We start from the raw sequence: 26773 nt of genomic DNA, 5'->3' as shown, positions 1-26773 counted from the left end.
AACGCCGCATTAACCCCGGTAAATCGCGGGGCAGGCTTAGTGGCGAACCCGCATCGCCGGTCCCGTCATGCGGCATCTCAGCCTTGCAAGGCCTGGCGGACTGCAGCCAGCAAGTCCTTGCGCATGAACGGTTTCGACAGCAGGGTGCCTTCGCTTGGGGCGGCTATGCGGTGCAGGGTCGTTTCCGACGCATAGCCGGTCATGTAGACAACAGGCAACTGCGGCGCTCTTTCCTTCAGCACGGCGGCCAGTTCCGGCCCCTGCAAGCTGCCCGGCATGACGATGTCGGTCAGCAGCAGGTCAAAGGTCGGATCCGCGTCAAAGGCGGCCAGCGCGGCGTCACCGCTGTGCGCGGCGACCAGGTCATAACCGGCCCGTTCAAGAACGGTCACGATCAGGGCCATCACTTCGGGTTCATCTTCGGCAACCAGGATCCGCGCGCCTTTGCCATGGCCCTCGGGGGTATGCAGGTCGGGAAGTTCGGCTTGGCGCCCTTTTATCGACGGCCGGAACAGCAGTTCGAACCGCGTGCCTTTTCCGGGTTCGGACATAACGCGCACGCCACCTTTCGACTGGCGCAGGAAACCCTCGATCATGGACAGACCCAGCCCCGAGCCCGAGCCGGGGGCCTTGGTCGAATAGAAGGGATCGAAGATGCGGGCCAGTTCGTCCTTGGCGATCCCGTGGCCGGTGTCGGTAACGGCCAGCATGACATAGGGTCCGGCCGGCATGTCGGGACAGATCTGGCCGGCCTCGGCGGCATCCAGGGTCACGTTGCCGGTTTCCACCGTGATCCTGCCGCCATCGGGCATGGCATCGCGGGCGTTCAGCAGCAAATTCAACAGCGCGCTTTCTGTCGACCCCGGATCGGCCTCGAGCGTGGCAAGGTTTTCGGACAGGCGGGTTTCGATCGCGGTATTGGCCGGAAAGGCGCGCCCGGCCCATTGCACCATCTCGCGGACGATGTCGTTCAGCTCGATCACCTCGGGCTGAAGCCGCGCCTTGCGGGCAAAGGCCAGCATCTTGCGGGTCAGGTCGGCGCCGCGATGTGTCGCCCCGATGCTGGCATCAATCAGCTGGTGCAGGTCAGGGTCCGCGATTTCCTCGCGCAGCAGTTCCAGGTTGCCAAGGATGACCGCCAGAAGATTGTTGAAATCATGGGCCACGCCGCCGGTCAGATGGCCGATGCTTTCCTGTTTCTGGGCCTGCAGGGCAACGGCTGTCTGCGTCTCGAGCGCCGCCTGCATTTTCACTTCGGCGGTCACGTCCCGGTAAAAGCTGTCGGTCAGGATCATGTCGTCGGCGTCGCGCCGCACACTGGCGTGGATGTCCAGCCACTTTCTTGCGCCGGACCGTGTGGTGATCTGGAACCTGTGGGTAAAGGGTTTTCCGTCCTCGACCGCCTGGTACATCTTGGCGAACATGGCCTCCAAGTCCGCCTGTTTGACACTGGACCGCAAAAGCCCGGGGTTTTCGTAGACTTCATCGGTGGTGTAGCCCCACAGGTCCTCGACCCGGGGGCTGACAAACAGATGGTCCGGCAAGTCTGTGCCGCGATGTTGCATCGCGATGATTGCCCCGGGCAGGTTCGCGATGATCCGGTTCAGGCGTTCCTCGGCCTCGGTCCTGCCGCGTTCGGCGATACAGCGCTGGGTGATGTTGCGCGCAACGACAAGGTATTCGTCGCGCCCGGTGATGGCGCTGATCCGGGCCTCGAAATCCTGCCGGCCCATGGCCAGATCAAGGTGGTATTCCCAGCTGACCACCTTGCCGGTGGTCTTGTGGGTCTGCAATGCCTTGGCAAAGCAGGCATAGGCGTCGGGCGGCAGGACCCTGTTCAGTTGCTGCCCCAGGAAAAAGTCCGGCGCATGCAGCAGGTCGGCGGTGTCGGGGCTGTGATATTCGATGATGCGTTCGTCCTGCGAGATCCGAAAGATGTTGTCAGGAAGGGCGGCGATCAACGCCGACATCTGGTCAGTGCTGGACTGCAAACCGCTTTGGGCGCGCTGCTGGTCCTGGGTTATCTGCTGGAAACTGCGCGCGATCCTGTGAAAGTCCGAGGGCCTTGCAGTCCCGGCGTTTCTTCCGGTGGGGTGATCCCCCGGCGCGTCCCTGTGCAATGCGTCGTGCAGGCCACTGCGGGGGCCGAACACGCGTTTCTGGATCGTGTGGGCTGTCATGAACCAGATCAGGGACAATACGGCGAAGGCCCCGGCAAGCTCCAGCCACAGGGCGCGGTTCGCCTCCTGCACTCCGCTGTCCAAAGGCAGCCCCAGCCACATGAAGGCCGGGTTGCCAAGATCGTCTTCCAGCAGAAGGTGGCGGGTCAGGGCAAATCGCACCCCGTCGATTTCGGCATCGCGGGTCTTTTGGTCAAAGGAGGTGGGCAAATCGGCAAAGTCTGTGCCCTGAAGGTCGGGCCGCTTGGGAAAGCTGGCGACGATCTGCCCGCTTTCATCCTCGACAAAGGCGACGGTCCCTTCGGGCAGCCCCATGTCGGTCAGCTCTCCGGACCACCAATCCATTGAGACAACCGCGAAAACAGAGCCGATCAGCGTATCCGGCTCCTGCCTGGAATAGACCGGATTGACAAAGGTGATGGTGGCCCCCCGGTCCACCTGGTCCTGTTGGAATGTGCTGATACCATAGGTTTCGGTCGCCAGGGTGCGCTGGAAATGAGGGCGGTCGGCGACGTTGATCGGCGCGGCCAGCGGCGCGGCGCTGCAAACCAGATCGCCATTGGCGAGGGTCGCGCCAAGGTTCACGTATTGCGGCGTCAACGACAGGATTTCGGTCAGGGCATCGGCGCAGGCGGGCGCGCCCGGCGCGCGCACGGCGTCCAGGGTGGCAAGACGGTGCAGAAAATCCCGGGTTTGCGCGATGCGTTTGGTCTGAACGGTCACCACGTGCTCGGCATGCCGTGCGGCCAGGGCTCTGATCTCTTGAATGCCGCGATGCCGGTCGGCAAGGCCCAGAACAAGGATGGTGGCCAGAACCACGGCGGCAAGCAGAACAAAAACCGCCTTGATCCGTGTCCGGATTGCCCCCAGCACATGTTCGAGTTCATCTCCATTGATGAACGGTTGCGACGTGCCTTGCGGAGCTTCGGTCATGGATGTGCCGCCTCGTATCAAATCGGTTGCGGTATCATCCATACATCACATGATCTGGATGTAACCCGCAACCGACTCGTGATGCCCGGGTGGGGCAGGGGCCGGGAAATCGCGCCGCTGTGTGCCGGGTGCAGCGGAAATGACCTTGCGCGGCCGGGCGGCGGCGGCGCGCAGATCGACCTGCGGCCCTGGATGGTCCGTCAGGTCGCGGCAAAGCCCGCATCAAGCGCCGACAGGATGGCGTCTGCGTCCGCTTGGGACAGCACCAGCGGCGGCGACAGGATCAGGTTGGCACCGGACACGCGGATCATGGCGCCGTTCTGATAGGCGATCTCTTGCACCGTGGCGGCGGTCCCCGCGTCGATTGGCGCCTTTGTGGCGCGGTCGCTGACCATTTCGATGGCGGTCATCAGGCCATGCCCGCCCCGAACGTCGCCGATGATGTCGTATTTCTCCATCAGCTTGCGGCAACCGTCATATAGCTGCGTGCCCCGGGCGGCGGCGTTGTCGATGACGTTCAGCCGCCGGGTTTCGGCAAGGCAGGCCAGCGCCGCTGCCGCACCGACCGGATGGCCCGAATAGGTATAGCCATGGGCAATCTTGGCGGCGGCGTTGTTTTCGAAAACCTCGATCATCCGGTCGCCCAGCATGACAGCGCCAAAGGGGAAAAAGCCGTTGGTGATGGCCTTGGCCGTGCACATCATGTCGGGCTGTATGCCCCACAGGCGCGCACCCGACCAGGCCCCGGTGCGGCCATAGGCGGTGATGACCTCGTCGGTGATCAGCAAGATGCCATTCCGATTGCAGATCTCTTGCACCATCGGCGCAAATGAGCTGTGCGGGGGGATCACGCCGCCAGCGCCCAGGATCGGCTCCATGATCATGGCGGCGATGGTGTTGGCCCCCTGAAAGGCTATCTCGTCCTCGAGCGCGGCGGCGCAAAGCTGGGCAAGGCGCGCAGGGTCGGTTTCGTCAAAGGGGTTGCGATAGGTGTAGGGCGCGGGAATGTGGAAACAGCCGGGCAGCAACGGTTCATAGGCGTTGCGGAAATTGGCGTTGCCATTGACCGAGGCAGCACCGATGTGCGTGCCGTGATAACCCTTCTTGAGGCTCAGAAACTTGGTTCGGCCCGCGTCACCGCGCAGCTTGTGGTACTGGCGCGCCAGCCGCAGGGCGGTTTCGACGGAATCCGACCCGCCCGAGGTGAAAAAGGCCCGCGTCAGCCCGTCAGGGGCGAAAAAGGTGCTCAGCTCGTGCGAAAGCTCGATTGCGACGTCGTTCGAGGTGCCGCGAAAGGTGGAATAGTACGGAAGGCGGTCCAGCTGGGCGGCAATCGCATCCTTCACCGGCTGGCAGGAATAGCCCAGGTTGACGTTCCACAGCCCGCCCACCGCATCCACCACCTGGTGGCCGTCGATATCGGTGATCGTCACCCCGGCCGAACTGGTGATGATCTTGGGCGGGTTCTGGATGCTGTCCTGCGGCGAGGTCATCGGATGCCACATCAGACGGCCATTCTGTTCCTTCAGGAAATTCGAGTCTTTCATTTTGCAATGTCCAATGTCTGCGCAGGTGCCAGGGAACTGGCCCAGGCGGTCTCGATTTCGGGGGGCAGGGCACCGCCCCAGTTGCGGGTGATGTCGCGGCTGGCGGTGACAAGCTGTGTCTTGATGTCGTGTTCAAGCGCGGGCGTGAAACGCGAGGCGACACAGGCCACGGACACCGCGCCGGCAAACAGGCCGGTCTGATCGTAGATCGGGGCGGACAGGCTGTGGATCTCGGCCTCAAAGCTGCGGTCCGAGCGGGCAAAGCCGGTCGCGCGCGCGTCCTCGACCAGCCGGGCCACGGCATCGGGGGTGACCGGTGTGTTGGCAGTATAGGGCGTCATCCTGGCGGTCGCGGATTTGAACAGCTGCTCTGGCCCGAAAGCCAGCGCGCAGATCCCCGAAGCGGTGGCATGTAGGGGAAAGGTCGTGATGTCGATGACGGCCCGGGTGCCGTGTTTCGGGGATTCGCAGGACGCCAGCGCATAAAGCGTGTTGCCCGACAGGACAGACACATGGGCGGTTTCCCCCGTGACGTCTGCCAGCTGCGTCATCGGCAATTGTGCCGAGGCCTTGCGCGGCACCGTCGCCTCGCGCACTTGCGCAAGCTGCATGACCGCCGGTCCCAGCCGGTACTGCCGGGTCACCGGGTTCTGTTCGACAAATCCTGCGGTTTCAAGCGCCTGCAGGTGGCGATAGGTCGTCGCCTTGTCCCGTCCGGCGATGCGGCACAATTGCGACAACCCGATTTCCGGGCGGGCGGTCGAAAAAAAACTCAAAAGCTCAAGCGTTTTGCGCGCAGAGGACATTGCCTCGGGTCCTTCCGTCCGGGTTCAGAAAAAATTTGACACATGAAGATTAACAAGGCAACCTTTTTTCAGAAACGATGGTTCACAATGTGAACCGAAGCGGAGGGAAGAAAGATGTCCAGATTGGCAAAGCCGATGGCCGTGGCGGCCCTGGCCCTGGCGGCCGTTACCGGAGCCGCGCAGGCCGAGTATCCCGAAAAGCCGGTTGAATTCGTGGTGCCCTGGCCCCCCGGTGACCTTGAGGATGTCCTGACCCGGATGATCGCCGAGGATTTCTCGGAGGCTTATGGCGTGCCGTCGGCGGTGGTGAACAAGCCTGGCGGCGGCGGTGGCCCGTTCCCCGGCGCCATCTCGGTCGCGACGGCCCCTGCTGATGGCTACACGGTCGGGTCTTTCCTGATCGCGATCCCGGTGGTCGGCCCGCAGATCGGCATCCCGGAACTGAACCCCGACCCCTTTGTGCCGCTGGGCAATTTCCTGACCTATCCGTTCGTCATCGCGACCGGCGGCGACGCGCCCTATGACGACATGGCGGGGCTGGCCGCCCATGCGCAGGAAAACGACGTGGTTCTGGGCCATTTCGGCGCGCCGCTGGTGCCGACGCAGGTGACCTTTGGCCTGGCCCGCAAGATGGGGTTCTCCTTTGCTTCGGACGCGGCCTTTGATGCGCTGGACTGCAACACGCTTGCCTCTGGCGATGTGGATGTCATCAACACCACGCTGCAGCTGATCCTGCCCTGCCTTGGGGATGTCAAAGTGCTGGCCTCGATCGGGTCCGAACGTATCCCCCTGACGCCCGACACCCCCACGGTTGCCGAACTGGCGCCGGAGCTGGACGTGTCGTTGTGGAACGGTCTGTTCGTCCACAAGGACACGCCGCAGGACGTGCAGGACAAGATCATCGCCGTGGCGCAAAAGACGGTGATGTCCGAACGCGCCCAGACCCTGGCCCGCGAAACCGGCGCCGCCGTCTACTGGCAACCCGCCGCCGAGGTCGCCGCGCAGATCACCAAGGATATCGAGACGCTGGCGGGCATCGAAAAGATGCTGTCTGAATAGGCCAGGCTTGTCCGGCCGGGCGGCCCGCGCTGCCCGGCCATTTTCCGATCTGACGGGGGTCGCACGGTGTCGCGTGTCCAAACGCTCCAATCCTTGTTCAAGCGCTACCGCCGGCCGGGTGACATCGTCTTTGCATGGATTGCCCTGATCGTGTCGCTGGGCTTGCTGTCGCAGGTGGTGGACCAGACGGCCTGGCGCAGCGGCGGCAAACTGTTTGCGCAGCCCCGGTTCTGGCCGGCGGTGTCCCTTGGCGGCATGGCCTTTTTCGCTGCCTTTCACCTGTTGGGATCAGCGCTGTCTGAGCGCATTCCGGGGCGCTGGCGCGAAGTGTGGCGTTGGATCGCCTCGCTGGAATATGCGGGGTGGTTCATCGCCTATGCCGCCCTTGTGCCCTATGCCGGTTACCTGCCCGCGACGGTGCTTTTCGCCGTGGGGCTTTGCCTGCGGGTGGGGTATCGCCGGGTGTCCGCGCTGTTGGCCGCGGTGCTGTGCGCGGTTGTCATCGTTGTCCTGTTCAAGACGCTGCTGGGGGTGAACCTGCCCTCTGGCCAGCTTTACGAGATGCTGCCCGAGGGGCTGCGCCGCATCATGCTGACCTATTTCTGATCGGACCCGATGATGGAAAACCTGATTGCAGGACTGGAAATGCTGGCCCGCTGGGACGTGATGCTGGCCTTGCTTGTCGGATCGGTCGGCGGTGTGACCATCGGCGCTATCCCTGGCGTCGGGCCCGCCGTGGCCATTGCCATCCTGCTGCCCGCCACCTTTTCGCTGGACCCGATCGTCGGGCTGACCATGCTGTTGGGCATCTACGGGTCGTCCATGTACGGCGGGGCCATTCCGGCGGTTCTGATCAACACGCCCGGAACGGCGGTCAATGCGCTGACCTCGTATGACGGTTATCCGATGACCCAGAAGGGGCAGGCGCACCGCGCCGTGTCGCTGGCCTACAGCGCGTCCTTCTGGGGCGGGATGTTCGGCATCCTTTGCCTGATCCTGCTATCGCCGGTGCTGGCCCTGGTCGCCCCGATGTTCGGCAGCCGAGAGATTTTCCTGGCCGCCTTCCTGGGCATCTTGCTGGTGATCCTTGCGCACCGCGGACAGATCTTTGCCGCCGGACTTCTGGCGATGTTCGGGATCTTCCTGCAGACCATCGGGCTGGACGCGGTGACCTATACCCAACGCTTTACCTTTGGTCTTTCGTTTCTGAGTTCGGGCATCAACCTGATCGTCGTGGTGCTTGGCCTGTTCGCGCTGAGCCAGGCGTTCTTTTTGCTGACCGAACCGGACAGCACACCCGATGCCAAGCCGGTGACCGGCAGGATGTCGGATGGCATCAAGGAGCTGTTGCAGCACAAACGCGTCGCGACGGTGGCTTCGGGCTTTGGTGTCCTGTTGGGCATGATCCCGGGCACCGGCGAATTCACCGCCCAGTTCATGAGCTATACCTACGCGCAGAAAACCTCGAAAACCCCCGAGGCCTTCGGCAAGGGATCACCCGAAGGGCTGATCGCCTCGGAGGCGGCGAACAACGCCGTGCCGGCCGCGGCGATGATCCCGCTGCTGGCGCTGGGCATCCCGGGCGAAGCGCTGACGGCGATGATGCTGTCGGTCTTTTACGTGCACAACGTCGTGCCGGGCCCGCAGCTGTTCCAGAACAACATCGACCTTGTCTATGGGCTGTATTTCGCGCTGATCGCGCTGAACCTGATCGTCATGGTGTTCTTGCTGTTCTCGACCAACCTTCTGACCCGGATCATCCGCGTCCCGACGCGGTTCCTGGGGGTAATGATCCTGCTTTTGTCTTTTGTCGGGGTCTATTCGCTGCGCAATTCGCTGACCGATTGCATGATCTCGGCGGGCTTTGGTGTGCTTGGGCTGGTGCTCAAGCGGCTGAACCTGCCGATTGTCCCGATCATCCTTGGCATGGTTCTGGGCGGCATCATGGAGGTCAAGCTGCGCTCGGCCCTGCCGCGGCTCAAGACTCCGCTGGACATGATCGACCGCCCGATTTCCTTTGTTCTGTTCGTGATGATCCTGATCGTCCTGGCGCTGCACATCCGGGCGCTGGTGCGGGAATGGAATGCCCATCAGACCGACGCGGACCACGACATGCACGACAGCCAGATGAGGTGACCCCATTGGATCAAAGCAAGATAGATGCGCTGCGGGCCTTGCCTGTCCCGGCCTTCTCTCACCTGATCGACGGCCGGGTCGTCGACGCATCGGACGGCGGCCGGATGCCCGTCCTGTCGCCGATCGACGGCACCGTGCTGACCAGCGTTGCCATGGGTACCGCCAGGGACATGGAGACGGCGATTGCCGCGGCCAGGGTCGCCTTTGACGATGGCCGCTGGTCTGCCCAGCCCCCCGCCGCGCGCAAGAAGGTGCTGCTGCGCTGGGCCGATCTGATCGAGGCCAACGCCATGGAGCTGGCGGTTCTGGGCGTGCGCGACAATGGCACGGAAATCGGCATGGCCCTGCGCGCCGAGCCGGGATCGGCGGCAGGAACCATCCGCTATTACGCCGAGGCCCTGGACAAGATCTATGGCGAAATCGCCCCGACAGCCCCCGATGTCCTTGGCCTGATCCACAAGGAGCCGGTTGGTGTCGTGGGCGTGATCGTGCCATGGAACTTTCCGCTGATGATCGGGGCCTGGAAACTGGCGCCGGCGCTGGCGATGGGCAATTGCGTCGTGCTCAAGCCGGCGGAAACGGCGTCTTTGACGCTGTTGCGCATGGCCGAACTTGCGCTCGAGGCGGGGCTGCCGCCCGGGGTGCTGAACGTGGTCACGGGCAAGGGCGCCGTGGTCGGCGAGGCACTGGGCCTGTCGATGGACGTGGACGCGCTGGTCTTTACCGGGTCGGGCGGCACCGGGCGGCGGTTGATGGAATACGCCGCGCGTTCGAACATGAAGCGCGTCTACCTGGAACTGGGCGGCAAATCCCCCAACATCGTCTTTGCCGATGCCCCCGATCTGGCCGAGGCCGCCAGGACCGCGGCCACGGCGATCTTTCGCAACGCGGGGCAGGTCTGCGTGGCGGGTTCGCGCCTGTTGGTCGAGGCCAGCATTCACGATGATTTCGTCGCCGAAGTCGCAAGCGCCGCGCAGGCGATGCGTGTCGGTGATCCGCTGCGTCTGGACACCCATATCGGCGCGGTCAATTCCGAAGCGCAGTTGATGCGGAACCTGGGCTTTGTCGACACGGCCAGGGCCGAGGGCGGACAGGTCATCACCGGGGGCGGGCGTATCCTGCAGGAAAGCGGCGGCTATTACATGGCGCCGACCATCGTGACAGGGGTGACGCCAGACGCGACATTGGCGCAGCAAGAGGTCTTTGGCCCGGTGCTGGCCGTGACGCCCTTTGACACCGAAGCCGAGGCGGTGCGGATCGCCAATGCCACGGTCTATGGTCTTGCCGGAGCGGTCTGGACTTCGGACCTGGGGCGGGCGCACCGGATGGTGCGCGCGGTGCGCACCGGCGTCATGCATGTGAACACCTATGGCGGGGCCGACGGAACGGTGCCGCTGGGCGGTGTCGGGCAATCGGGCAACGGCCACGACAAGTCGCTGCATGCGATCGACAAATACATCAACCTCAAGACCGCCTGGATCAGGCTTTAGGGGGCTGCCATGACCGACAGGACCATTTTGGTGATCGGAACCTATGACACCAAGGACGACGAACTGGGCTTTCTTGCCGGGGTGATCCGGGACCAGGGCGGCAGGGTCGTCACCATGGATGTATCGGTGCTGGGCGACCCGTCGCAGCAAACCGATCATTCCAAACATGACGTCGCGCAGGAGGCGGGCAGCTCGATCCAGGAGGCCATCGACAGCGGCGATGAAAACCACGCCATGCAGATCATGGCCAGGGGCGCCAGCCTGCTGGCGGCGCGGCTGTACGCCGAAGGGCAGTTTGACGGCGTGATCGTGCTGGGCGGCACGATGGGCACCGACCTGGCGCTGGATGTCTGTTCGGCCCTGCCGCTGGGGGTTCCGAAATACATCGTCTCGACGGTTAGTTTCTCGCCTCTGGTTCCGGCGGAACGCCTTGCGGCGGATACTCAGATGATCCTGTGGGCGGGTGGGCTGTATGGGTTGAATTCGGTCTGCAAGGCCTCGCTCAGCCAGGCGGCGGGCGCGGTTCTGGGGGCGGCGCGGGCAGTGCAAAAACCAACCCGCGACAGGCCGCTGATCGGGATGACGTCGCTGGGCACCTCGGCGTTGAAATATGTCGTGCCGCTGAAGCCCGCGCTTGAGGCGCGCGGCTACGAAGTTGCGGTGTTCCACGCGACCGGCATGGGCGGACGGGCCTTTGAAAACCTGGCGCGGCAGGGCGCCTTTGCCTGCGTCTTCGATTTTTGCACGCAGGAACTGGGCAACCACGAGCACGGGTCCAGCATTTCCGCCGGGGCCGACCGGCTGACCAATGCCGGCGCCAGCGGCACGCCGCAGATCGTCGCGCCCGGGTGCTATGACCTGGTCGATATCGTCGGCTGGCAGCCGGTGCCGGAAAAATGGGCGGGGCACCTGCAGCACGCGCACAACCGGCTGCTGACCTCGGTGGTGCTGAACGCTCAGGAACGCAAGGCCGTGGCGCGGGCCCATGCGCGCCAGCTGGCCGGGGCCAAGGGGCCCGTGGCGATGATCTTGCCGCAGGCCGGACTGGGGGAGTGGGACCGCGTGGGGGCGGACCTGCATGACCGGCCCGGGCTGGACGCCTTCCTGGCCGAGATCGAGGCGACGCTGCCCGGCACCGTGGCGCTGCACCGGATTGATTGCCACATCAACGACCCGGGCTTTGCCGACAAGGCGCTACAGATTTTCGACGCCTGGCGCGCCGAGGGCACCGTGCCCTAGTCCAGCGTGCGCCGGAACCGGAGCAGGGCAAGGACCGTCAGCAGCAAGGTGAACAGGCCAAGCGCCGCAAACGACCGGACAACCGTTTCAAAGTCCGCCCCTTTCAACATGACCGCCCGGATCAGGCGCAGGAAATGGGTCAGGGGAAAGATCTCGCCCAGCCATTGCGCCCACAGTGGCATGCCGCGATAGGGAAACATGAAACCCGAGATCAAAAGCGACGGCAGGAAAAAGAAAAAGGTCAGTTGCATCGCCTGCATCTGGGTGCGCGACAGGGTCGAAATCAGGTATCCCAGAATGACCAGCGCCAGCACAAAGACGAAAATCCCGGCCAGGACCAGCGGCAGGGAGCCGACAAAAGGCACGTTGAACACCAGCTTTGCCGCGATCAGAACCACCACCACCTGCACCCCGCCCACCGCCAGGTAGGGCATCACCTTGCCCAGCATGATTTCCAGCGGCGTGGCGGGCATGGACAACAGGTTTTCCATGGTGCCGCGTTCGGTTTCGCGGGTCAGGGCCATGGCGGTCATCATCACCATGGTCAATTGCAGGATCACGCCCAGCAGACCGGGGACGATGTTGTATTGGGTGATGCCTTCGGGGTTATAGCGGCGGTGCACGATGATCTGGACCGGGGCGGCGGGGGCGGTAAACCCGGCCTCGCGCTCCAGCGCCGAGCTGGCCACCGTCGACAGCGTAGAAATCGCGCCCGAGGCCACCGACGGGTCGGTGGCGTCCGCTTCGATCAGGATCGAGGCGCCGTCGCCGCGTTCGACCCGGCGGCCAAAGTCCGACGGCACGGTGACCACAAAGGACACGTCGCCGCGTGCGATCATCGCCTCGGCCTGGGCGGCGGACGCGCCCATTTCGGTAAAGCGGTAATAGCCCGTCAGCTCAAGCGCGCTGACCATGGCGCGGGTGAACCTGTCCTGGGTGGGGGCAACCAGCACGGCGGGCAGTTCCTTGGGGTCGGTGTTGATGGCAAAGCCGAATAGCATCAGTTGCATCAGCGGCACGCCCAGCATCATGGCAAAGGTCACGCGGTCGCGGCGCATCTGGATGCTTTCCTTGACCAGAAGCGCGCGAAGGCGACCAAGCGAAAAGAACCGGTTCATCGCATGTTGTCCCTTGTCTGCCCCATCAGCTGGATGAAAACGTCCTCGAGGCTGGTTTCGGCCATCGCCGCCGTGCAGCCGGTCTGACGGGCCACCTGGTTGACCGAGCTTTCCAGCGCCGCCGCGTCCTGTCCGACCACGTGCAGCGATGCGCCAAAGGGAGCGATCTGGTCGACGCCGGGGGCGCCGCGCAGCGCCTGGGCCGCCGCGCTGACCGCGTCACCGCTGACAATCATGGTGGTCAGCCCTGCGCCTTGCAGCACCTCGGCGACGGTGCCCTGGGCGATCAGCTGGCCGTACGAGATATAGGCGATGCGGTGGCAGCGCTCGGCCTCGTCCATGTAGTGGGTCGAGACCAGCACAGTCAGCCCGCCCTGCGCCAGGCGGTGGATTTCGTCCCAGAACTCCCGCCGCGCCTTGGGGTCGACGCCTGCCGTGGGTTCGTCCAGCATCAAAAGATCGGGCTTGTGCATGATGCAGGCGGCCAGCGCGAGGCGCTGTTTCCAGCCGCCCGAAAGCGATCCTGCCAACTGGTCGCGGCGGCTGGTCAGGCCCAGGTCCTGAAGCGTGTCGCGCACCACCTGGGCCTTGGGTGCCATGCCGTAAAGCCCGGCGACAAAATCGAGGTTCTCGGCAATGGTCAGGTCTTCGTAAAAAGAAAAGCGCTGGGTCATATAGCCGACGCGACGCTTGATCGCCCGGCGGTCGCGGCGGATGTCCTGCCCCAGAACCGTGCCATTGCCTTCGTCGGGTTCCAGCAGGCCGCACATCATGCGGATGGTCGTAGTCTTGCCCGACCCGTTGGGGCCAAGGAAACCCAGGATCTCGCCCTTGCGGACATCCAGCGATACCCGGTCAACCACGGTCTTGTCGCCGAACCGCTTGGTCAGCCCGGTGACGCTGATGGCATGGGCGCTCATTGCGCGGGCTTTGGCAGGGCAACATCGACGATCTGCCCGGGTTTCAAAGGGCTGCCCGGCTCGGGGCGCGCTTCGACCAGATAGACCAGTTTCTGCCGGTTCTGAACCGAGTAGATCACCGGAGGGGTGAATTCGGGCTCGTCCGAGATATAGCTGATGCGCGCCTGCCCGCCCGAGGGGCAGCCATCGCAGTTGACCCTTAGCAGATCGCCGACAGCGATCAGCGCATAAGAACTTTGCGGTACGTAAAGGCGCAGCTTTATGGCGCCGTCCGCCAACACCGCCAGAACGGGGGCGGAAGGGCCGGCAATTTCGCCTTCTTGCCGGATGATGTCGATCACGGTGACCGGTTCGGGCAGCGACAGCCGGCGTTGATCCAACCGCCAGGACACCTGGTCACGGGCGGCTTCGGCGGCGCTGACGGCGGCCTTGGCCTGGGCGATGGCCTGCGGTCGGGCAGGCAGGCGCGCCACCGCCAGTTCGGCCGAAACCTGCGTGACCCGGGCCTGCGCCACCTGCGCGGCCGTGATGGCGTCGTCGCGCTGAGCGCTTGTCACCACGCCGCGATCGGCCAGCTGGATGATGCGTTCACGGGCGCGCTCGGCCTCTTCAGCCTGAAGCCGGGCCGAGGCAAGCGTGGCCTCGATCACTTCGATTTCCGCGTCGCGCGCGCCTTCGAGCAGGTTGGCCAGTTGGCTTTGGGCCTGGGCCAGGTTGGCGTCCGCCTGCGCCAGGGCGATTTCGGCGTCGCGCCGCTCCATCTCGACCAAGGGGGCGCCGGCGGCCAGCCGATCGCCGCGCGCCACAAGAACCTTGCGGACCTGGGCGGTTTCCACCGGGGCGACAAGCGTGAATTCCCCTTCGACATAGCCCGTGGCAAAGGGCGCGGGCGCGTCGCAGGCTGAAAACAACGCGGCAATCAACGGCAGGCTGCACAACAGGCTCATGCCCGGTTCCTTTCGATCATGGCGGTCAGGTTGCCGATCAGGACCTGGGCGATCTGCTCGGCCTGCTGCGGTCCTGTCTCGGGCCAGTCCATGCGCCGCGCGACAAAGGGTTCTGCGATGCGGAAATAGGCGATCTGCCCGATCAGGGAAAAGACCACCAGTTTGACGTGATCCGTATCGGCGGGTTGACCGGTGGCCACGGACCAAAGCCGGCACAGCCTGTCGTGGCGGGGCAGGAACACCCTGTCAAAGATCAGGTCGGCGACGGTGCCCGGAACGGTCAGCTCGCGCATTACAAAGGCGACCATGTCGCGCGCATCCTGCGACCCCAGGATCAGCGCGACAAGGCCGCGGATGGCGGTCTGCATTTCGGCCTCGGCGGCCTGCGGGGATTGCGGCAGGGGGCGGGCCTGCGCGGGCGAAACCACGCCGTTCATCTTGTCGCCGATGGCCTCGGCGCAGGCCAGACGCAACCCGTCCTTTCCGCCAAAGTGATAGGTGATGGCGGCAACATTTGCCCCGGCCCGGCGCGCAATGGCCCGAATCGAGGTGCCGTCAAAGCTTTGATGCCCGAACAGGTGCATCCCCGCTTCGATCAAGGCTGTGCGCGTGCTGTGTTCATCGGATGATGTTGTCATGGACCTAAGTTTAGTCAAACGTTTGATTGAAATCAAGCGAAGCTGATGGAAACGGTCCCAAGGGCCGCAACTGCCGGTTTGTGCAGGTATTTCGGGCGATCGAGCCGTAAAGCCCGCGCAAAGGGCATGTGGGCCGGGCAGGATTTCGGGTCTGTGAACGATGGGGCGATCAGGTATAATTGCATTGCAATCTTTGTAGTTCGGGCCGCGTTAACCAATTGGAAACGTTTCCACCAGCTTATGCAGGGTGGGACGTGAATACATCATGCAAGAAACGGCATCCTTTTCCGAGGGCACCCTGCCCCCTGTCTGGCGCAGATATCTGCCAACGCTTCTGGTCGCCGTCGTGGTGGTGCTGGCCAGTGGATTTGCGGACCATGCGAACCTGCAATTCGAATTGCAGCAGGAACGGGACCGCGTGCGCAACGAGGTGGCGATTTTGGCCACAAGGCTGGAACGCCGCGTGAACGCACCGATCCGCGGCGCCCAGGTTCTGGTTGCGGCGCTGTCGTCCGAACCGGACATGACACCAGATCGTTTTGCCGAATTGGCCGGGCCGCTGATCGAGAAGGTCCCGGAAATCAGAAATCTTGCCGCGGCGCCGAACCTGGTGGTCACGATGATACATCCCTTGGCACACAATGCCTCGGCTTTGGGGCTGGACTATACCCGGAACGAAGCGCAGCGGGCCGCCGTCTACCACGTGCGCGACAGCGGTGAATTCATCCTGGCGGGTCCTTTGGACCTGGTGCAAGGCGGGCAGGCGCTGGTCGGGCGATTCCCGGTCTATGCCGAAGTCGATGGCGTCCATGCCTTTTGGGGGATCCTGTCCGTGGTCGTGGATCTGCCCGAGCTGTATTCCAACGCCGGCGTCAGCAACCCCGAGCTTGATCTGGAAATCGCGATGTTCGGGCGGGACGGGACAGGGCGCTATGGGCCGCAGTTCTACGGACCGATGATGTCCGGACAGGATGCCCCGATTACCGATCATGTGCTGTTTCCGAACGGGTCGTGGACTGTGATGGCCAAACCGATCGCCGGCTGGGGCAGCACCCTGTCCATTGGCCCGTTCCGAGCCTTTCTTGCGGCGGCCGGGCTGATCGCCCTCGCGCTGGTTGCCTTGACCAACTACATGGCGAACCAGCGCCGCGAGACGATTGCAATGCTGCGCCAACGGGAACGGCAGTTGGAATCGGCAAGGCGCGAGGTCGAGGCGCTGGCCCTTCATGACCCTTTGACCGGCTTGCCCAATCGCCGGCTTCTGGATCGCAAGCTCAAGGAAATTGCGGGTCTGCCCTATCCTGGCTTGATGACACTGGACCTTGATGGCTTCAAGGAGGTGAACGACCGATATGGCCATGCGGTGGGTGACCAGCTGTTGTCGCTTGTGGCCGAGCGGCTGCGCAAGGTTCTGGGCCCCGACGCCATCCTGATCCGCAGTGGCGGCGACGAATTCGTGGTGATCCTGTCGCCTGAGCCGGACAGCGAAACCTGCGCCCGCATCGACCGGAAAAAGCTGGAAGATACGGCCAATGCGCTGATCGCCAGCATGAACGCACCGATCATGGTCGGAACAAGCAAATGCCGCATCGGCATTTCGGCGGGCATTCACCAGCACGACGCAGCCGCGAATATTTCCCCCGAAGAACAGCTGATCCGCGCCGATCACGCCATGTACATGGCCAAACAGGCCGGGCGGAATCGCTATGTCTTTACCGCGCCGGGCGTGCCGCAGCCGAAATCGGCGCGCCATGGCAGCTCGGAACTGCTCGAAGCGTTGAGCGAAAATCAGATCGTTCCGTTCTATCAGCCGCAATTCGCCAGCGACGGCGAAACGCTGGTCGGCGTCGAGGCGCTTGCCCGCTGGCGCCATGCCGACGGCAGCCATAGCGTGCCGGGCGATTTCATGGCGCTGGCCCATACGCTCAAGATCGAAGGGGAAATCGACCACCGGATTCTGGAGCAGGCCAAGGCGGACCTGGAGGAATGGGACAAGGCGGGCATATCTGTCCCGCAGGTTTCCGTGAACGTATCCCTGCGCCGCCTGAATGACGAACGTCTGATCGAGCAGATCGACAGCATCAATGTCGATCCGGCGCGCATCACGCTGGAACTTCTGGAATCGATCTGCCTGGATGAACAGAGCATACAGATCACCAGCAATATCGAAGCCTTGAAAAAGCGCGGGTTCCGCATCGAGGTGGATGACTTTGGCACGGGCTATTCGTCGGTCACCAGCCTGCTCAAAATGCGCCCCGATTGTTTCAAGATCGACCGAAGCCTTGTTCAGGCTGCGCCTTATTCGCGTTCGAACCGGCGCCTTTTGGGCAGCATCGCGGAAATGGGCCATGCCTTGAACATTTCCGTCTGCGCCGAGGGCATCGAAACCATCGAGCAGCTTCAGACCGCGCGCGCTGTCGGGTGCACGGTCTTTCAGGGCTTTCTTCTGGCGCAGCCCATGCCCGCCCCCGAGCTGGTGCGCTATCTTCTGCAGATGACGCAAAGCAGCCGCAAGCCACTGGCGGGTTAGGGCGGGACGCAGATCGCCCAAGCTCCGCCTTCCTCAGCCAAGGCCAGGAGTGCCGACGCCCAAGGGAGGCTGTCGGTCGCGCGCAAAACGGCGCTTGCCCTTTGCGTGCGGTCAAGGCTCTGGACGATCTGCCCCGTCTGGGACAAGCTTCGCCCCGAACAGCGCAACCCGTGCCAAGAACGAAAGATCAAACCATGAAAATTCACATCCTTGATGACTGGTTCGACACGCTGCGAACCCTGCCTGGGTTTGCGCGCCTGCAGGGGCATGACGTGACGGTCTGGAACGACCATACCGAGGATCTTGATGTTCTGGCGCAGCGTTTGCACGATGCCGAGGCGCTGGTGCTGTTCCGCGAACGCACCCCGGTCACGGCGGCGTTGCTGGACCGCCTTGGGCCCCTGAAGCTGATCAGCCAGCGCGGGGTCTATCCGCATGTGGACGTTGCCGCCTGCACCGCGCGGGACGTGCTGCTGTGTTCCAACATGAGCGCCGGAAAACCCTCGATCGCGGCGGCTGAGCTGACCTTTGCGCTGATCCTTGCGTCGGCCCGGCAGATCCCGCAGCAGATGGCATCCCTGCGGGCGGGCAACTGGCAGATGGCGCCGGGGCAAACCCTGAAGGGACGGGTGCTGGGGCTGTATGGCTATGGCAAGATCGGCAAACAGGTGGCGCAATTTGCCCAAGCCTTCGGGATGAAGGTGGTCTGGTGGGGCTCGGACGAGGGGCGCGCACGGGCCCGGGCCGATGGCCAGACGGTGGCCGAAAGCCGCCAGGCATTCTTTGAAACCAGCGATTTCGTCAGCATCCATGTGCGGATGACACCGCAGACGCGCGGGTTGGTCACGACCGCAGACCTGCTGGTGATGAAGCCCACGGCGACTTTCGTGAATACCTCGCGCTCTGGTCTGGTCGAAGCCGGGGCTATCCAGTCCGCCCTGCAACAGGGGCGGCCCGGGCGCCTAGCGCTGGATGTCTTTGACGTCGAACCCTTGACCGACCGCAACGATCCGGTGATCCACCATCCCAATGTCATCGCGACCCCGCACATCGGCTTTGTCACCGAGGATGAGTTGGACATGCAGTTTTGTGACATCTACGACCAGATCAACGCCTATGCCGAGGGCGCGCCGATCCACATGATCAATCCGGAAGTCTGGACCGGTGGCTAGGTGCCGCTGGCCAGACAGGGACCCGTGTGTGCCCTTTTCATTTCCCGACAGTCCTGACAGCATGAGACCATGACAAAAGACATCATTGATCCCCGCGCCCTCGACCGCCTTGCAGAGGCGGCCATTTCCGTTGGTCTGAACTTGCAGGAAGGTCAGGACCTGGTCCTGACCGCGCCCGTCGCCGCCATGCCTCTGGTGCGGCGCATCGCGGCGGCGGCTTACCGCGCCGGCGCCGGCGTCGTGACCCCGATCCTGTCCGACGAAGAACTGACGCTGGCGCGCTATCGCAATGGCCACGATGCCAGCTTTGACAAGGCGCCGAAATGGTTGCTGGATGGCATGGCAGCCGCCTTCGAAGGCGGAGCGGCGCGTATGGCCATCGTCGGCGACGACCCCATGCTGCTGGCCGACGAGGACCCCGACAAGGTTGCGCGCGCCGGCAAGGCCAATTCCATCGCCTACCGTCCGGCGCTGGAACACATCGCGAATTTCAGGATCAACTGGACCATCCTGAGCTATCCCACGGCGTCCTGGGCCAAGCGCATGTTCCCCGATCTGCCCGAAGACGCGGCCGTGGCCAATTTGGCCGAGGCGATCTTTGCCGCATCGCGCGTGATGGGTGATGACCCGGTGGCCGCATGGAAAGCGCACAACGCCGCGCTGCGCACCCGTACCGAATGGCTGAACGGCCAGCGCTTTGATGCGCTGCATTTCACCGGGCCCGGCACCGATCTGAAGGTGGGGCTTGCGGATGGGCACGAATGGCACGGCGGAGCCTCGACCGCGCAGAACGGGGTTTTGTGCAACCCGAACATGCCCACCGAAGAGGTGTTCACCACCCCCCATGCCGCCCGGGTCGAGGGCCATGTGCGTTCGACCAAGCCATTGTCGCATCAGGGCAGCCTGATCGACGAGATCGAAGTGCGCTTTGATGGCGGCAAGATCACCGAGGCGCGCGCTTCGAAGGGTGAGGCGGTGCTGCTCAAGCTGCTGGATACGGACGAAGGCGCGCGGCGCCTGGGCGAGGTGGCCTTGGTGCCGCACAGCTCTCCGATCTCGCAATCGGGGCTGTTGTTCTACAACACGCTGTTCGACGAAAACGCCGCCTGTCACATCGCGCTGGGCCAGTGTTATTCCAAGTGTTTCCTGGATGGCGCATCGCTGAGCGAAGACCAGGTCACGGCACAGGGCGGCAACAGTTCGATGATCCATGTCGACTGGATGATCGGCGGGGCCGAGACGGATATCGACGGCCTCAAGCCCGATGGCAGCCGTGTTCCGGTCTTTCGCAAGGGCGAATGGGCATCCTGACCGTCAGGGGGCGATCACGCCCTTGGTCAGGATGATGTTGCCATATAGCCGCGTCTCGCCGGTCTGGACCACAGCAAAGGCCGTCCTGGCGCGGTCATAGAAATCAAAGCGTTCCAGCGATGCGATGCGGGCGGGGATGTCGGCGGTGGTGTCGATGATTTCCTGGAACTTCTGCACGATCTCGGGCACGGCGTCGGGGTCACCGACCACCTGCATGACATGGGCCGGGCTGTCGACAAAGGCGTCCAGAGGCATCAGCGTCAACACGGCCTCAAGCAGTTGGGTCGCGGGGATGCCGTCAAGGCGCAGGGCGGTCGGACCGATGGATTCGGCGGGGAAATTGGCATCGCCAATCACCAGTTCGTCGCCATGGCCCATGGCCCGCAGGGTATAAAGCAGCTCTGGAGACAGGATCGGGGGGATGTTGCGCAGCATGTCCGGGCTTCCTTGTGATTTGCGGCATTGGACCCGAGGCAGGGGCCTGCGGGCAAGCGAAATCGAGAAGGATTGCGCCAGCCGCGCCGGTCGGGCACTGTCAGCGCAAACAGGGAGGACGCACATGGGATTGCTGAGCGCGGGAATACTGATCGGGGCAGGCGGAACGGTGGCCATGGACCTTTGGGCGCTGGCGCTGAACCGGGCCATTGGCCAGCCGCTGCCGAACTGGGGCAACGTCGGGCGTTGGACCGGGCACCTGCCGCGCGGCGTGATCTTTCACGACGATATCGGCGTGGTCGAACCGGTCGAGGCCGAAATCGCCATCGGTTGGGCGCTGCACTATGCGGTGGGCATCGCCTATGGCGTGATCTTTGTGCTTTTGGCGGGGATGGATTGGGTCGCGGCGCCGACTTTCCTGCCGGTCTGGATCTTTGCGATCGTGACCATCGGGGCAGGTTGGTTCCTGCTGCATCCGGGCATGGGGCTGGGCTGGGCGTTGGCCAAAACGGCAAACCCCTGGAAGGGGCGTGTCATGGGGCTGTTGGCCCATACGATGTTTGGCTTGGGGATGTATCTGACCGCGCTGGCGATCTGAGCCGTCTCTGGAATGTCACAGAAAGGCGGGGGTGGAGCGGGCCGAATGGCCCGCCCCGAAACTGATCAGGCCAGTTCGATGTCCGAAGCGCTTTCGCGGCCGTCACGGCCGGACTGCAGCTCGTAGGTCACCTTCTGGTTGTCCTGCAGGCCGGTCAGGCCCGAACGCTCAACAGCAGAGATGTGAACAAAGATGTCCTTGCCGCCGTCGTCGGGTGCGATGAAGCCGTAGCCTTTGGTGGTGTTGAACCATTTCACGGTGCCAGTAGCCATATCCGTGGTCTCCTTGGTATTTGCCGCTCGCGGAGGTGCAGCGGCCCGGCGTAGTCAGAGCAAGTATCGAGCGCTGTAGCCGGATTAGGGAGACAGGTAGGCGATAGTGGTAACGTAGCAGTGCGTCATATGGCACGGGTAGAGATTCGTTTCAAGGGGCTTGCAAGCATTGCGCGAATTGCGGCGCAGCGCAGGCAGACCCGCCGAAAAGATACAGGGCGGGAACGACCCCGCCCTGCCTGATCTGATCGCTGTGCCGGCGAAAGGGCCCGGCGCGGCCGGCTGCCTTAGCGCACGAACTTCTTGAACTTGACCCGCTTGGGTTCCAGTGCGTCGGCGCCCAGGCGGCGTTTCTTGTCTTCTTCGTAGTCGGTAAAGCCGCCTTCGAACCATTCCACATGGGCCTCGCCCTCGAAGGCCAGGATATGCGTACAGATCCGGTCAAGGAAGAAACGGTCGTGCGAAATGACCACGGCGCAGCCGGCGAAATCGACCAGCGCATCTTCCAAGGCGCGCAGGGTTTCGACGTCAAGGTCGTTGGTCGGTTCGTCAAGCAGCAGGACGTTGCCGCCCTCTTTCAGCAGGCGCGCCATGTGGACGCGGTTGCGTTCGCCGCCCGAAAGCGAGCCAACCTTTTTCTGCTGATCGCCGCCCTTGAAGTTGAAGGCGGAGCAGTAGGCGCGCGAGTTCATCTCGGCATCGCCCAGCTTGATCTGCTCGGCGCCGCCGGTGATTGCCTCCCAGACGGTATCGTTGGGTTTCAGGTCGTCGCGCGACTGGTCGACATAGGCCAGCTGCACGGTGTCGCCGTATTCGATGCTGCCTGCGTCGGGCTTTTCATGGCCGGTCAACATCTTGAACAGGGTCGATTTGCCCGCGCCGTTGGGGCCGATCACGCCGACAATGCCACCGGGCGGCAGCGAAAAGGTCAGGTCTTCGATCAACAGCTTGTCACCCATGGCTTTTTTCAGGTGATCCACTTCGATCACCTTGTTGCCAAGGCGCGGGCCGTTGGGAATGATGATCTGGGCACGGGCCAGTTTTTCACGCTCGGACTGGTTGGCCAGATCGTTGTAGGCGCTGATCCGGGCCTTGGACTTGGCCTGACGGGCTTTGGCGCCCTGCCGCATCCATTCCAGTTCGCGCTCCAGCGTCTTTTGCTTGGCCTTGTCTTCGCGGGCTTCTTGTTCCAGCCGCTTGGCCTTTTGTTCCAGCCAGGACGAATAGTTGCCTTCGTAGGGAATGCCGCGGCCGCGGTCGAGTTCGAGGATCCAGCCGGTGATGTCATCCAGGAAATAGCGGTCGTGGGTGATGATCAGGATGGTGCCCTTGTAGTCGATCAGGTGGTTTTGCAGCCAGGCGATGGTTTCCGCGTCCAGGTGGTTGGTCGGTTCGTCCAGCAGCAGCATTTCGGGCGCTTCAAGCAGCAGCTTGCACAGCGCGACGCGGCGGGCCTCGCCGCCTGAAAGGGTCGTGACATTGGCGTCGTCGGGCGGGCAGCGCAGGGCCTCCATCGCGACGTCGATCTGGCTGTCCAGATCCCACAGGTTCTGGCTGTCGATCTCGTCCTGCAGGCGGGCCATTTCGTCAGCGGTCTCGTCGCTGTAGTTCATCGCCAGTTCGTTGTACTTGTCCAGCTTTGCCTTCTTTTCGGCAACGCCCAGCATGACGTTTTCCCGCACGGTCAGGGTTTCGTCCAGCTTGGGTTCCTGCGGCAGATAGCCGACGCGCGCGCCCTCGGCGGCCCAGGCTTCGCCCGAGAAATCCTTGTCGATTCCGGCCATGATCCGCATGAGCGTCGATTTACCGGCGCCGTTGACGCCGACAACACCGATCTTGACGCCGGGCAGGAAGGACAGGCGGATGTTTTCAAAGCATTTTTTGCCGCCGGGATAGGTCTTGGAGACGCCATCCATGTGGTAGACATACTGATAAGAGGCCATGATCCGCTCCGCTTGGGTTCTTGATATCGCCAAGGGGAGTAGCCTTTTGAGCGCGCAGGCGCAATCCGGCACGAAACAGCGCATCGGCAAGGGTTGGCCGCGGTTTTCAAGGGCAGGGGATCAATCGGGTGCAGGCAAGTGCAGGCCATGGCCCGTTCTTGATATGCCTGCGGCACTGCCCTATCCCTGTTCCCCGGCGCCAAGAGCGCTTGGGGGCGGTAGGGGATTTGCGGAACATGCGGGCTGATGACGGCGTTTTGCTGACACCGGGAATGCGGGTCGGCCTGCTTGGCGGTTCGTTCGACCCGCCGCACGCGGGGCATCTGCATCTGTCGAAAGAGGCGCTCAAGCGGTTCGGGCTGGACCGGGTCCTTTGGCTGGTCAGCCCGGGCAATCCGCTGAAGGCCGATGCGCCGGCCCGGCTGGAAAAACGGCTTGCGGCCGCGCGGGCGCTGGTCGATCACCCCGCCATTCTGGTCAGCGACTTCGAGACGCGGGCCGGAACGCGCCATACCGCCCGCACCATTTCCGCGATGCAGGCCCATTGGCCGGGCGTGCGCTTTGTCTGGCTGATGGGGGCGGACAACCTGGCGCAGTTCCACCGCTGGCAGGATTGGCAGGACATCATGCGCCGCGTCCCCGTCGGCGTCCTGGCCCGCCCCGAGGCGCGGCTTGCGGCGCGTGGTTCGGTTGCGGCGCAGGTCTTTTCGCACCATCGCCTGTCGGGGCGGGCCGCAAGGCTGCTGGGCCGGGCCGACGCGCCGCGATGGTGTTTCATCAATATCCCGATGATGCCGCACAGCTCGTCCGCCATTCGGGCATCGGGAGGCTGGACCAGGTAACTGCGGGTCGCCCCCGCGCGCCAAAGCGGGTGGTGATGGGGGAAATGTGATCCATGGGGCAGGGTTGGCCGCTTGCCCAAAGGCGCGGCTTGGGCTTAGATCGAGACATGACGAAAAGCATTTCAAAACGACAATTTCTGGGTTCCGCGCTGGCTTTCGGGGGGCTGGCCGTGGCCTCTCCGGTATTGGCAAAGGCGCCGCTGACCTCGTTGCGGCCCATGGCGCGCGGCGAAGATTTCCGCAAACGCATCCAGCCCCCGGCCGAGGCGCTGATCGAGCGGGCCAACCTGGGCGGCAAGGTTTCCTTTTGCGTGGCCGACGCCCGGACGGGCCTTACGCTCGAGGATCATATGCCCGCGCTTTCGCAGCCGCCCGCCAGTGTCGCCAAGGCGCTGACCGCTGCCTATGCGCTGGAGCTTCTGGGGCCCGAGCATCGCTTTGTCACCCGCGTCATGGCGACGGGCGGCGTGTCGGAGGGCGTGGTGCAGGGCGATCTGATCCTTGCCGGCGGCGCCGATCCGACCCTGGACACCGATACGCTTGCCGGTCTTGCGGCGGCCCTGAAAGAGGCTGGGATCACCGCCGTGAAGGGCGGGTTCAAGGTTTGGGGCGGCGCGCTGCCCTTTGTCGCGCGAATCGACACCGAGCAACCGGATCATGTCAGCTACAGCCCGGCGGTTTCCGGGCTGAACCTGAACTACAACCGTGTGCATTTCGAATGGAAGCGGGCCGGGCAGGGCTATAACGTCGCGATGGAAGGCCGGTCGGAACGGCACCGGCCTTCTGTGCATTTCGCGCGCATGGGCGTCGTGCCGCGGTCCTTGCCGGTCTACACCTACGAGGACAAGGCAGGCCGCGATGAATGGACCGTTGCCAAGGGGGCCCTTGGCGATGGCGGTGCGCGCTGGTTGCCGGTGCGCAAACCCGAGCTTTACGCGGGCGAGGTCTTTCAGACCTTTGCACAGGCGCATGGGATCAAACTTGCCGCGCCCGAAATCATCAAGGCCCTGCCGGACAGCGCCGAACTGGCCCGCACCGAAAGCGCGCCGCTGAATGACATCCTGCGCGACATGCTCAAGTGGTCGACCAATGTCACCGCAGAGGTGGTCGGCATGTCGGCGACGCGGGCGCGCACGGGGGCGATGCCGGGCGATCTGGTCGCTTCGGCGCAGGAAATGAGCCTTTGGGCGAAAGAGCGGTTCGGCATCCAGAGCATGGATTTTGTCGATCACTCGGGCCTTGGTGAGGACAACCGCATCAGCGCCCCCGACATGATGGCCGCGCTGTTGCAGCTGCGCTCCGGATCGGAGCTTAAGACGTTACTGAAATCCTTTGACCTTCGCGACGAAAACCGCCGGGTGATCAAGGACCATCCGATCGACGTGCTGGCCAAGACGGGAACGCTGAACTTTGTCAGCGGGCTGGCCGGGTTTGTCGATCTTCCGGATGGGACGGAACTGGTGTTCGCGATCTTTGCCGCGAACATGGACCGCCGCGCCAAGCTGAGCATCGACGAACGCGAACGCCCTGCCGGGGGATCGTCGTGGAACGTGCGGGCCAAGACGCTGCAACAGGCGCTGATCGAACGCTGGTCGGTTCTGTACAGCGCCTGAGCGACCCTAGTTCTGGATGACGACGCGCATGTTCTGTTTGCCGACGCGCTGGGTCAGCTCGAACAGGCGGGCGGCGTGATCGGGATGCAGGCGCACGCATCCGGCCGAGGCCGGGCGGCCAAGGCGGCTGATCTGGTTGGTGCCATGGATCGCGTAGTTGCCATTGAAAAAGATCGAATAGGGCATCGGCGCGTTGTTGTAGAGGCTGGATTTATGGTGGCGTGACAGCCACTTGGCCGACCAGGTGCCGCGCGGCGTCCATTTGCCTTTGCGGGCTGTCGACACCGGCCAGCGATAGGCCACTTCGCCGTTGTAAACGACGGTCATGGTCTGCGAAGAAATATCAACCTTGGCCACAAGCGGCGCAGCGGCGGCAAAAACGGGCAGCAGGCAAAGCGCAATGGCGCCAATCAATGGAAGGATGATCCGTTTCATTGTGTTCCCCAAAATTGGATGTCTGTAGTGTGCAGAGCGTTAAATACCTGCTTTGGTTATACAATATCCTAACCCTTGGGTCAGTCAGGGAATCCTGACCCAAGGTAAATTTTTCGCACGGATTTGAAACACACCCCACGAGGGCGCGGAATACCGCGTCAGGCGCGCAGGTGGCGCGCCCTTGCGCCGCGTTCGATCGCGGCGGCGTGCAGCCGGTCGATGTTCAGCTCGTACCGGATTTCTTCCAGCAGACGCAGTTCGGCATCCTTGAGCGTTCCGTCGGCGGCGGCCACGTCGCAGGCCAGCGCATAGGCGGTTTCGAACAGACGTTCGGGCAGGTGATCGCGCAGCAGGCCGAACAGGGCGTCCAGGCCGTCCTCCTGTTCGAACAGGTCGAACACGAGCGACGCCATGACGCGCACCCGGTCCGCGTCGTATTCGGCAAAGACCGGCAGGTTGTCCACGGCGCTTTCGATCTTGACCAGTTCGGCGGTCCGAAGGTTTTCGTCCGAGGCCGAAACCGCGATCATCAGGGCAACAAGGCTGTCCTGCGGGCTGAGGGGATGGGCAGTTTCATTCATGGCATGGCCTTTCGGGCGTTGCGGCATT

The 26773-nt window shown here is 63.6% G+C and carries 23 protein-coding genes; 11 read left to right on the top strand and 12 right to left on the bottom strand.

Annotated features, from left to right (window positions below; genetic code table 11):
* Window positions 1-77 precede the first annotated feature (77 nt).
* The 3 genes from QF118_RS00815 to QF118_RS00805 form a co-directional block, all read right to left on the bottom strand.
* Complete coding sequence (locus tag QF118_RS00815; RefSeq protein WP_282300743.1) at window positions 78-3113, bottom strand: response regulator; 3036 nt, start codon at window positions 3111-3113, stop codon at window positions 78-80.
* Between the two features lie 200 nt (window positions 3114-3313).
* A complete protein-coding gene (locus QF118_RS00810) occupies window positions 3314-4660 on the bottom strand; it encodes an aminotransferase class III-fold pyridoxal phosphate-dependent enzyme (RefSeq protein ID WP_282300742.1) in 1347 nt (448 codons plus the stop codon).
* Window positions 4657-5466 carry an IclR family transcriptional regulator gene (locus QF118_RS00805; RefSeq protein ID WP_282300741.1) on the bottom strand — a complete coding sequence of 270 codons (810 nt, stop codon included), beginning with the start codon at window positions 5464-5466 and terminating at the stop codon, window positions 4657-4659. Before QF118_RS00805 ends, QF118_RS00810 begins: the two co-directional genes overlap by 4 nt.
* Window positions 5467-5580: 114 nt before the next feature.
* Here QF118_RS00805 and QF118_RS00800 point away from each other — a divergent pair, with 114 nt between their 5' ends.
* The 5 genes from QF118_RS00800 to QF118_RS00780 all read left to right on the top strand — a co-directional run bounded on the left by QF118_RS00800 (window position 5581) and on the right by QF118_RS00780 (window position 11390).
* On the top strand, window positions 5581-6525 hold the full coding sequence (locus QF118_RS00800) for a tripartite tricarboxylate transporter substrate binding protein (protein WP_282300740.1): 945 nt from the start codon (window positions 5581-5583) through the stop codon (window positions 6523-6525).
* Between the two features lie 66 nt (window positions 6526-6591).
* Complete coding sequence (locus tag QF118_RS00795; protein WP_282300739.1) at window positions 6592-7131, top strand: tripartite tricarboxylate transporter TctB family protein; 540 nt, start codon at window positions 6592-6594, stop codon at window positions 7129-7131.
* 12 nt (window positions 7132-7143) lie between these two features.
* Entirely contained in the window at window positions 7144-8661 is a 1518-nt protein-coding gene (locus tag QF118_RS00790; RefSeq protein ID WP_282302518.1) for a tripartite tricarboxylate transporter permease, read from the top strand.
* 5 nt (window positions 8662-8666) lie between these two features.
* Window positions 8667-10151 carry an aldehyde dehydrogenase family protein gene (locus tag QF118_RS00785; protein WP_282300738.1) on the top strand — a complete coding sequence of 495 codons (1485 nt, stop codon included), beginning with the start codon at window positions 8667-8669 and terminating at the stop codon, window positions 10149-10151.
* Window positions 10152-10160: 9 nt separating this feature from the next.
* The gene (locus tag QF118_RS00780) at window positions 10161-11390 is read left to right on the top strand and encodes a Tm-1-like ATP-binding domain-containing protein (protein WP_282300737.1); all 1230 of its coding nucleotides are present in this window, start codon (window positions 10161-10163) and stop codon (window positions 11388-11390) included.
* On the opposite strand, the gene QF118_RS00775 is transcribed toward QF118_RS00780, so the two are convergent.
* Genes QF118_RS00775 through QF118_RS00760 form a run of 4 tightly spaced genes read right to left on the bottom strand, consistent with a single transcriptional unit; the run spans window position 11387 to window position 15013 of the window.
* Window positions 11387-12508, bottom strand: a complete 1122-nt coding sequence (locus QF118_RS00775; protein ID WP_282300736.1) for an ABC transporter permease — start codon at window positions 12506-12508, stop codon at window positions 11387-11389. The two genes, QF118_RS00780 and QF118_RS00775, sit on opposite strands and share 4 nt — an antisense overlap.
* The gene (locus QF118_RS00770; protein WP_282300735.1) at window positions 12505-13428 is read right to left on the bottom strand and encodes an ABC transporter ATP-binding protein; all 924 of its coding nucleotides are present in this window, start codon (window positions 13426-13428) and stop codon (window positions 12505-12507) included. The genes QF118_RS00775 and QF118_RS00770 overlap by 4 nt, the downstream gene beginning before the upstream one ends.
* A complete protein-coding gene (locus tag QF118_RS00765; RefSeq protein WP_282300734.1) occupies window positions 13425-14375 on the bottom strand; it encodes an HlyD family secretion protein in 951 nt (316 codons plus the stop codon). Before QF118_RS00765 ends, QF118_RS00770 begins: the two co-directional genes overlap by 4 nt.
* The gene (locus tag QF118_RS00760) at window positions 14372-15013 is read right to left on the bottom strand and encodes a CerR family C-terminal domain-containing protein (RefSeq protein ID WP_282300733.1); all 642 of its coding nucleotides are present in this window, start codon (window positions 15011-15013) and stop codon (window positions 14372-14374) included. The genes QF118_RS00765 and QF118_RS00760 overlap by 4 nt, the downstream gene beginning before the upstream one ends.
* Before the next feature lie 265 nt (window positions 15014-15278).
* Between QF118_RS00760 and QF118_RS00755 the strand changes: the two genes are divergently transcribed.
* The 3 genes from QF118_RS00755 to QF118_RS00745 all read left to right on the top strand — a co-directional run bounded on the left by QF118_RS00755 (window position 15279) and on the right by QF118_RS00745 (window position 20026).
* Window positions 15279-17543, top strand: a complete 2265-nt coding sequence (locus tag QF118_RS00755; RefSeq protein ID WP_282300732.1) for a putative bifunctional diguanylate cyclase/phosphodiesterase — start codon at window positions 15279-15281, stop codon at window positions 17541-17543.
* A 194-nt stretch (window positions 17544-17737) separates the two neighbouring features.
* Complete coding sequence (locus tag QF118_RS00750) at window positions 17738-18715, top strand: D-2-hydroxyacid dehydrogenase family protein (RefSeq protein ID WP_282300731.1); 978 nt, start codon at window positions 17738-17740, stop codon at window positions 18713-18715.
* A 69-nt stretch (window positions 18716-18784) separates the two neighbouring features.
* Window positions 18785-20026: an aminopeptidase gene (locus tag QF118_RS00745; RefSeq protein WP_282300730.1), complete on the top strand. Its 1242-nt coding sequence runs from the start codon at window positions 18785-18787 to the stop codon at window positions 20024-20026.
* 3 nt (window positions 20027-20029) lie between these two features.
* Here the strand turns inward: QF118_RS00745 and QF118_RS00740 are convergent, their stop codons facing one another.
* Window positions 20030-20461, bottom strand: coding sequence for an RbsD/FucU family protein (locus tag QF118_RS00740; RefSeq protein ID WP_282300729.1), 432 nt, complete (start codon window positions 20459-20461; stop codon window positions 20030-20032).
* A 124-nt stretch (window positions 20462-20585) separates the two neighbouring features.
* On the opposite strand from QF118_RS00740, the gene QF118_RS00735 reads away from it, so the two are divergent.
* A complete protein-coding gene (locus tag QF118_RS00735) occupies window positions 20586-21059 on the top strand; it encodes a DUF2938 domain-containing protein (RefSeq protein WP_282300728.1) in 474 nt (157 codons plus the stop codon).
* A 65-nt stretch (window positions 21060-21124) separates the two neighbouring features.
* Here QF118_RS00735 and QF118_RS00730 read toward each other — a convergent pair whose 3' ends face one another.
* Window positions 21125-21331 (bottom strand): cold-shock protein, encoded by a 207-nt coding sequence (locus QF118_RS00730; protein WP_282300727.1) that lies wholly within the window; start codon window positions 21329-21331, stop codon window positions 21125-21127.
* A gap of 287 nt (window positions 21332-21618) precedes the next feature.
* The gene (gene ettA, locus QF118_RS00725) at window positions 21619-23274 is read right to left on the bottom strand and encodes an energy-dependent translational throttle protein EttA (protein ID WP_282300726.1); all 1656 of its coding nucleotides are present in this window, start codon (window positions 23272-23274) and stop codon (window positions 21619-21621) included.
* Between the two features lie 236 nt (window positions 23275-23510).
* On the opposite strand from ettA, the gene QF118_RS00720 reads away from it, so the two are divergent.
* Together QF118_RS00720 and dacB are read left to right on the top strand one after the other, a co-directional pair.
* Entirely contained in the window at window positions 23511-24116 is a 606-nt protein-coding gene (locus tag QF118_RS00720) for a nicotinate-nucleotide adenylyltransferase (protein ID WP_282300725.1), read from the top strand.
* A 107-nt stretch (window positions 24117-24223) separates the two neighbouring features.
* Window positions 24224-25729, top strand: coding sequence for a D-alanyl-D-alanine carboxypeptidase/D-alanyl-D-alanine endopeptidase (gene dacB / locus QF118_RS00715; protein WP_282300724.1), 1506 nt, complete (start codon window positions 24224-24226; stop codon window positions 25727-25729).
* A gap of 6 nt (window positions 25730-25735) precedes the next feature.
* Here the strand turns inward: dacB and QF118_RS00710 are convergent, their stop codons facing one another.
* Both QF118_RS00710 and QF118_RS00705 read right to left on the bottom strand, forming a co-directional pair.
* Window positions 25736-26164, bottom strand: coding sequence for a L,D-transpeptidase (locus tag QF118_RS00710; protein WP_282300723.1), 429 nt, complete (start codon window positions 26162-26164; stop codon window positions 25736-25738).
* 158 nt (window positions 26165-26322) lie between these two features.
* Window positions 26323-26745 (bottom strand): tellurite resistance TerB family protein, encoded by a 423-nt coding sequence (locus QF118_RS00705; protein WP_282300722.1) that lies wholly within the window; start codon window positions 26743-26745, stop codon window positions 26323-26325.
* Window positions 26746-26773 lie beyond the last annotated feature (28 nt).

The sequence above is a fragment of the Tropicibacter oceani genome, from assembly GCF_029958925.1.
Taxonomy (GTDB): Bacteria; Pseudomonadota; Alphaproteobacteria; order Rhodobacterales; family Rhodobacteraceae; genus Pacificoceanicola; species Pacificoceanicola oceani.
Note: the sequence above shows the minus strand (reverse complement) of the source record. Positions and strands in the feature narration are given on the sequence as shown.

Coding starts and splice junctions, on each gene's coding strand:
- ettA (WP_282300726.1), bottom strand. CDS start 23,274: ATGGCCTCTTATCAGTATGTCTACCACATGGATGGCGTCTCCAAGACC.
- QF118_RS00745 (WP_282300730.1), top strand. CDS start 18,785: ATGACAAAAGACATCATTGATCCCCGCGCCCTCGACCGCCTTGCAGAG.
- dacB (WP_282300724.1), top strand. CDS start 24,224: ATGACGAAAAGCATTTCAAAACGACAATTTCTGGGTTCCGCGCTGGCT.
- QF118_RS00810 (WP_282300742.1), bottom strand. CDS start 4,660: ATGAAAGACTCGAATTTCCTGAAGGAACAGAATGGCCGTCTGATGTGG.
- QF118_RS00755 (WP_282300732.1), top strand. CDS start 15,279: ATGCAAGAAACGGCATCCTTTTCCGAGGGCACCCTGCCCCCTGTCTGG.
- QF118_RS00760 (WP_282300733.1), bottom strand. CDS start 15,013: ATGACAACATCATCCGATGAACACAGCACGCGCACAGCCTTGATCGAA.
- QF118_RS00780 (WP_282300737.1), top strand. CDS start 10,161: ATGACCGACAGGACCATTTTGGTGATCGGAACCTATGACACCAAGGAC.
- QF118_RS00720 (WP_282300725.1), top strand. CDS start 23,511: ATGCGGGCTGATGACGGCGTTTTGCTGACACCGGGAATGCGGGTCGGC.
- QF118_RS00805 (WP_282300741.1), bottom strand. CDS start 5,466: ATGTCCTCTGCGCGCAAAACGCTTGAGCTTTTGAGTTTTTTTTCGACC.
- QF118_RS00815 (WP_282300743.1), bottom strand. CDS start 3,113: ATGACCGAAGCTCCGCAAGGCACGTCGCAACCGTTCATCAATGGAGAT.
- QF118_RS00750 (WP_282300731.1), top strand. CDS start 17,738: ATGAAAATTCACATCCTTGATGACTGGTTCGACACGCTGCGAACCCTG.
- QF118_RS00705 (WP_282300722.1), bottom strand. CDS start 26,745: ATGAATGAAACTGCCCATCCCCTCAGCCCGCAGGACAGCCTTGTTGCC.
- QF118_RS00770 (WP_282300735.1), bottom strand. CDS start 13,428: ATGAGCGCCCATGCCATCAGCGTCACCGGGCTGACCAAGCGGTTCGGC.
- QF118_RS00775 (WP_282300736.1), bottom strand. CDS start 12,508: ATGAACCGGTTCTTTTCGCTTGGTCGCCTTCGCGCGCTTCTGGTCAAG.
- QF118_RS00740 (WP_282300729.1), bottom strand. CDS start 20,461: ATGCTGCGCAACATCCCCCCGATCCTGTCTCCAGAGCTGCTTTATACC.
- QF118_RS00765 (WP_282300734.1), bottom strand. CDS start 14,375: ATGAGCCTGTTGTGCAGCCTGCCGTTGATTGCCGCGTTGTTTTCAGCC.
- QF118_RS00735 (WP_282300728.1), top strand. CDS start 20,586: ATGGGATTGCTGAGCGCGGGAATACTGATCGGGGCAGGCGGAACGGTG.
- QF118_RS00800 (WP_282300740.1), top strand. CDS start 5,581: ATGTCCAGATTGGCAAAGCCGATGGCCGTGGCGGCCCTGGCCCTGGCG.
- QF118_RS00790 (WP_282302518.1), top strand. CDS start 7,144: ATGGAAAACCTGATTGCAGGACTGGAAATGCTGGCCCGCTGGGACGTG.
- QF118_RS00730 (WP_282300727.1), bottom strand. CDS start 21,331: ATGGCTACTGGCACCGTGAAATGGTTCAACACCACCAAAGGCTACGGC.
- QF118_RS00710 (WP_282300723.1), bottom strand. CDS start 26,164: ATGAAACGGATCATCCTTCCATTGATTGGCGCCATTGCGCTTTGCCTG.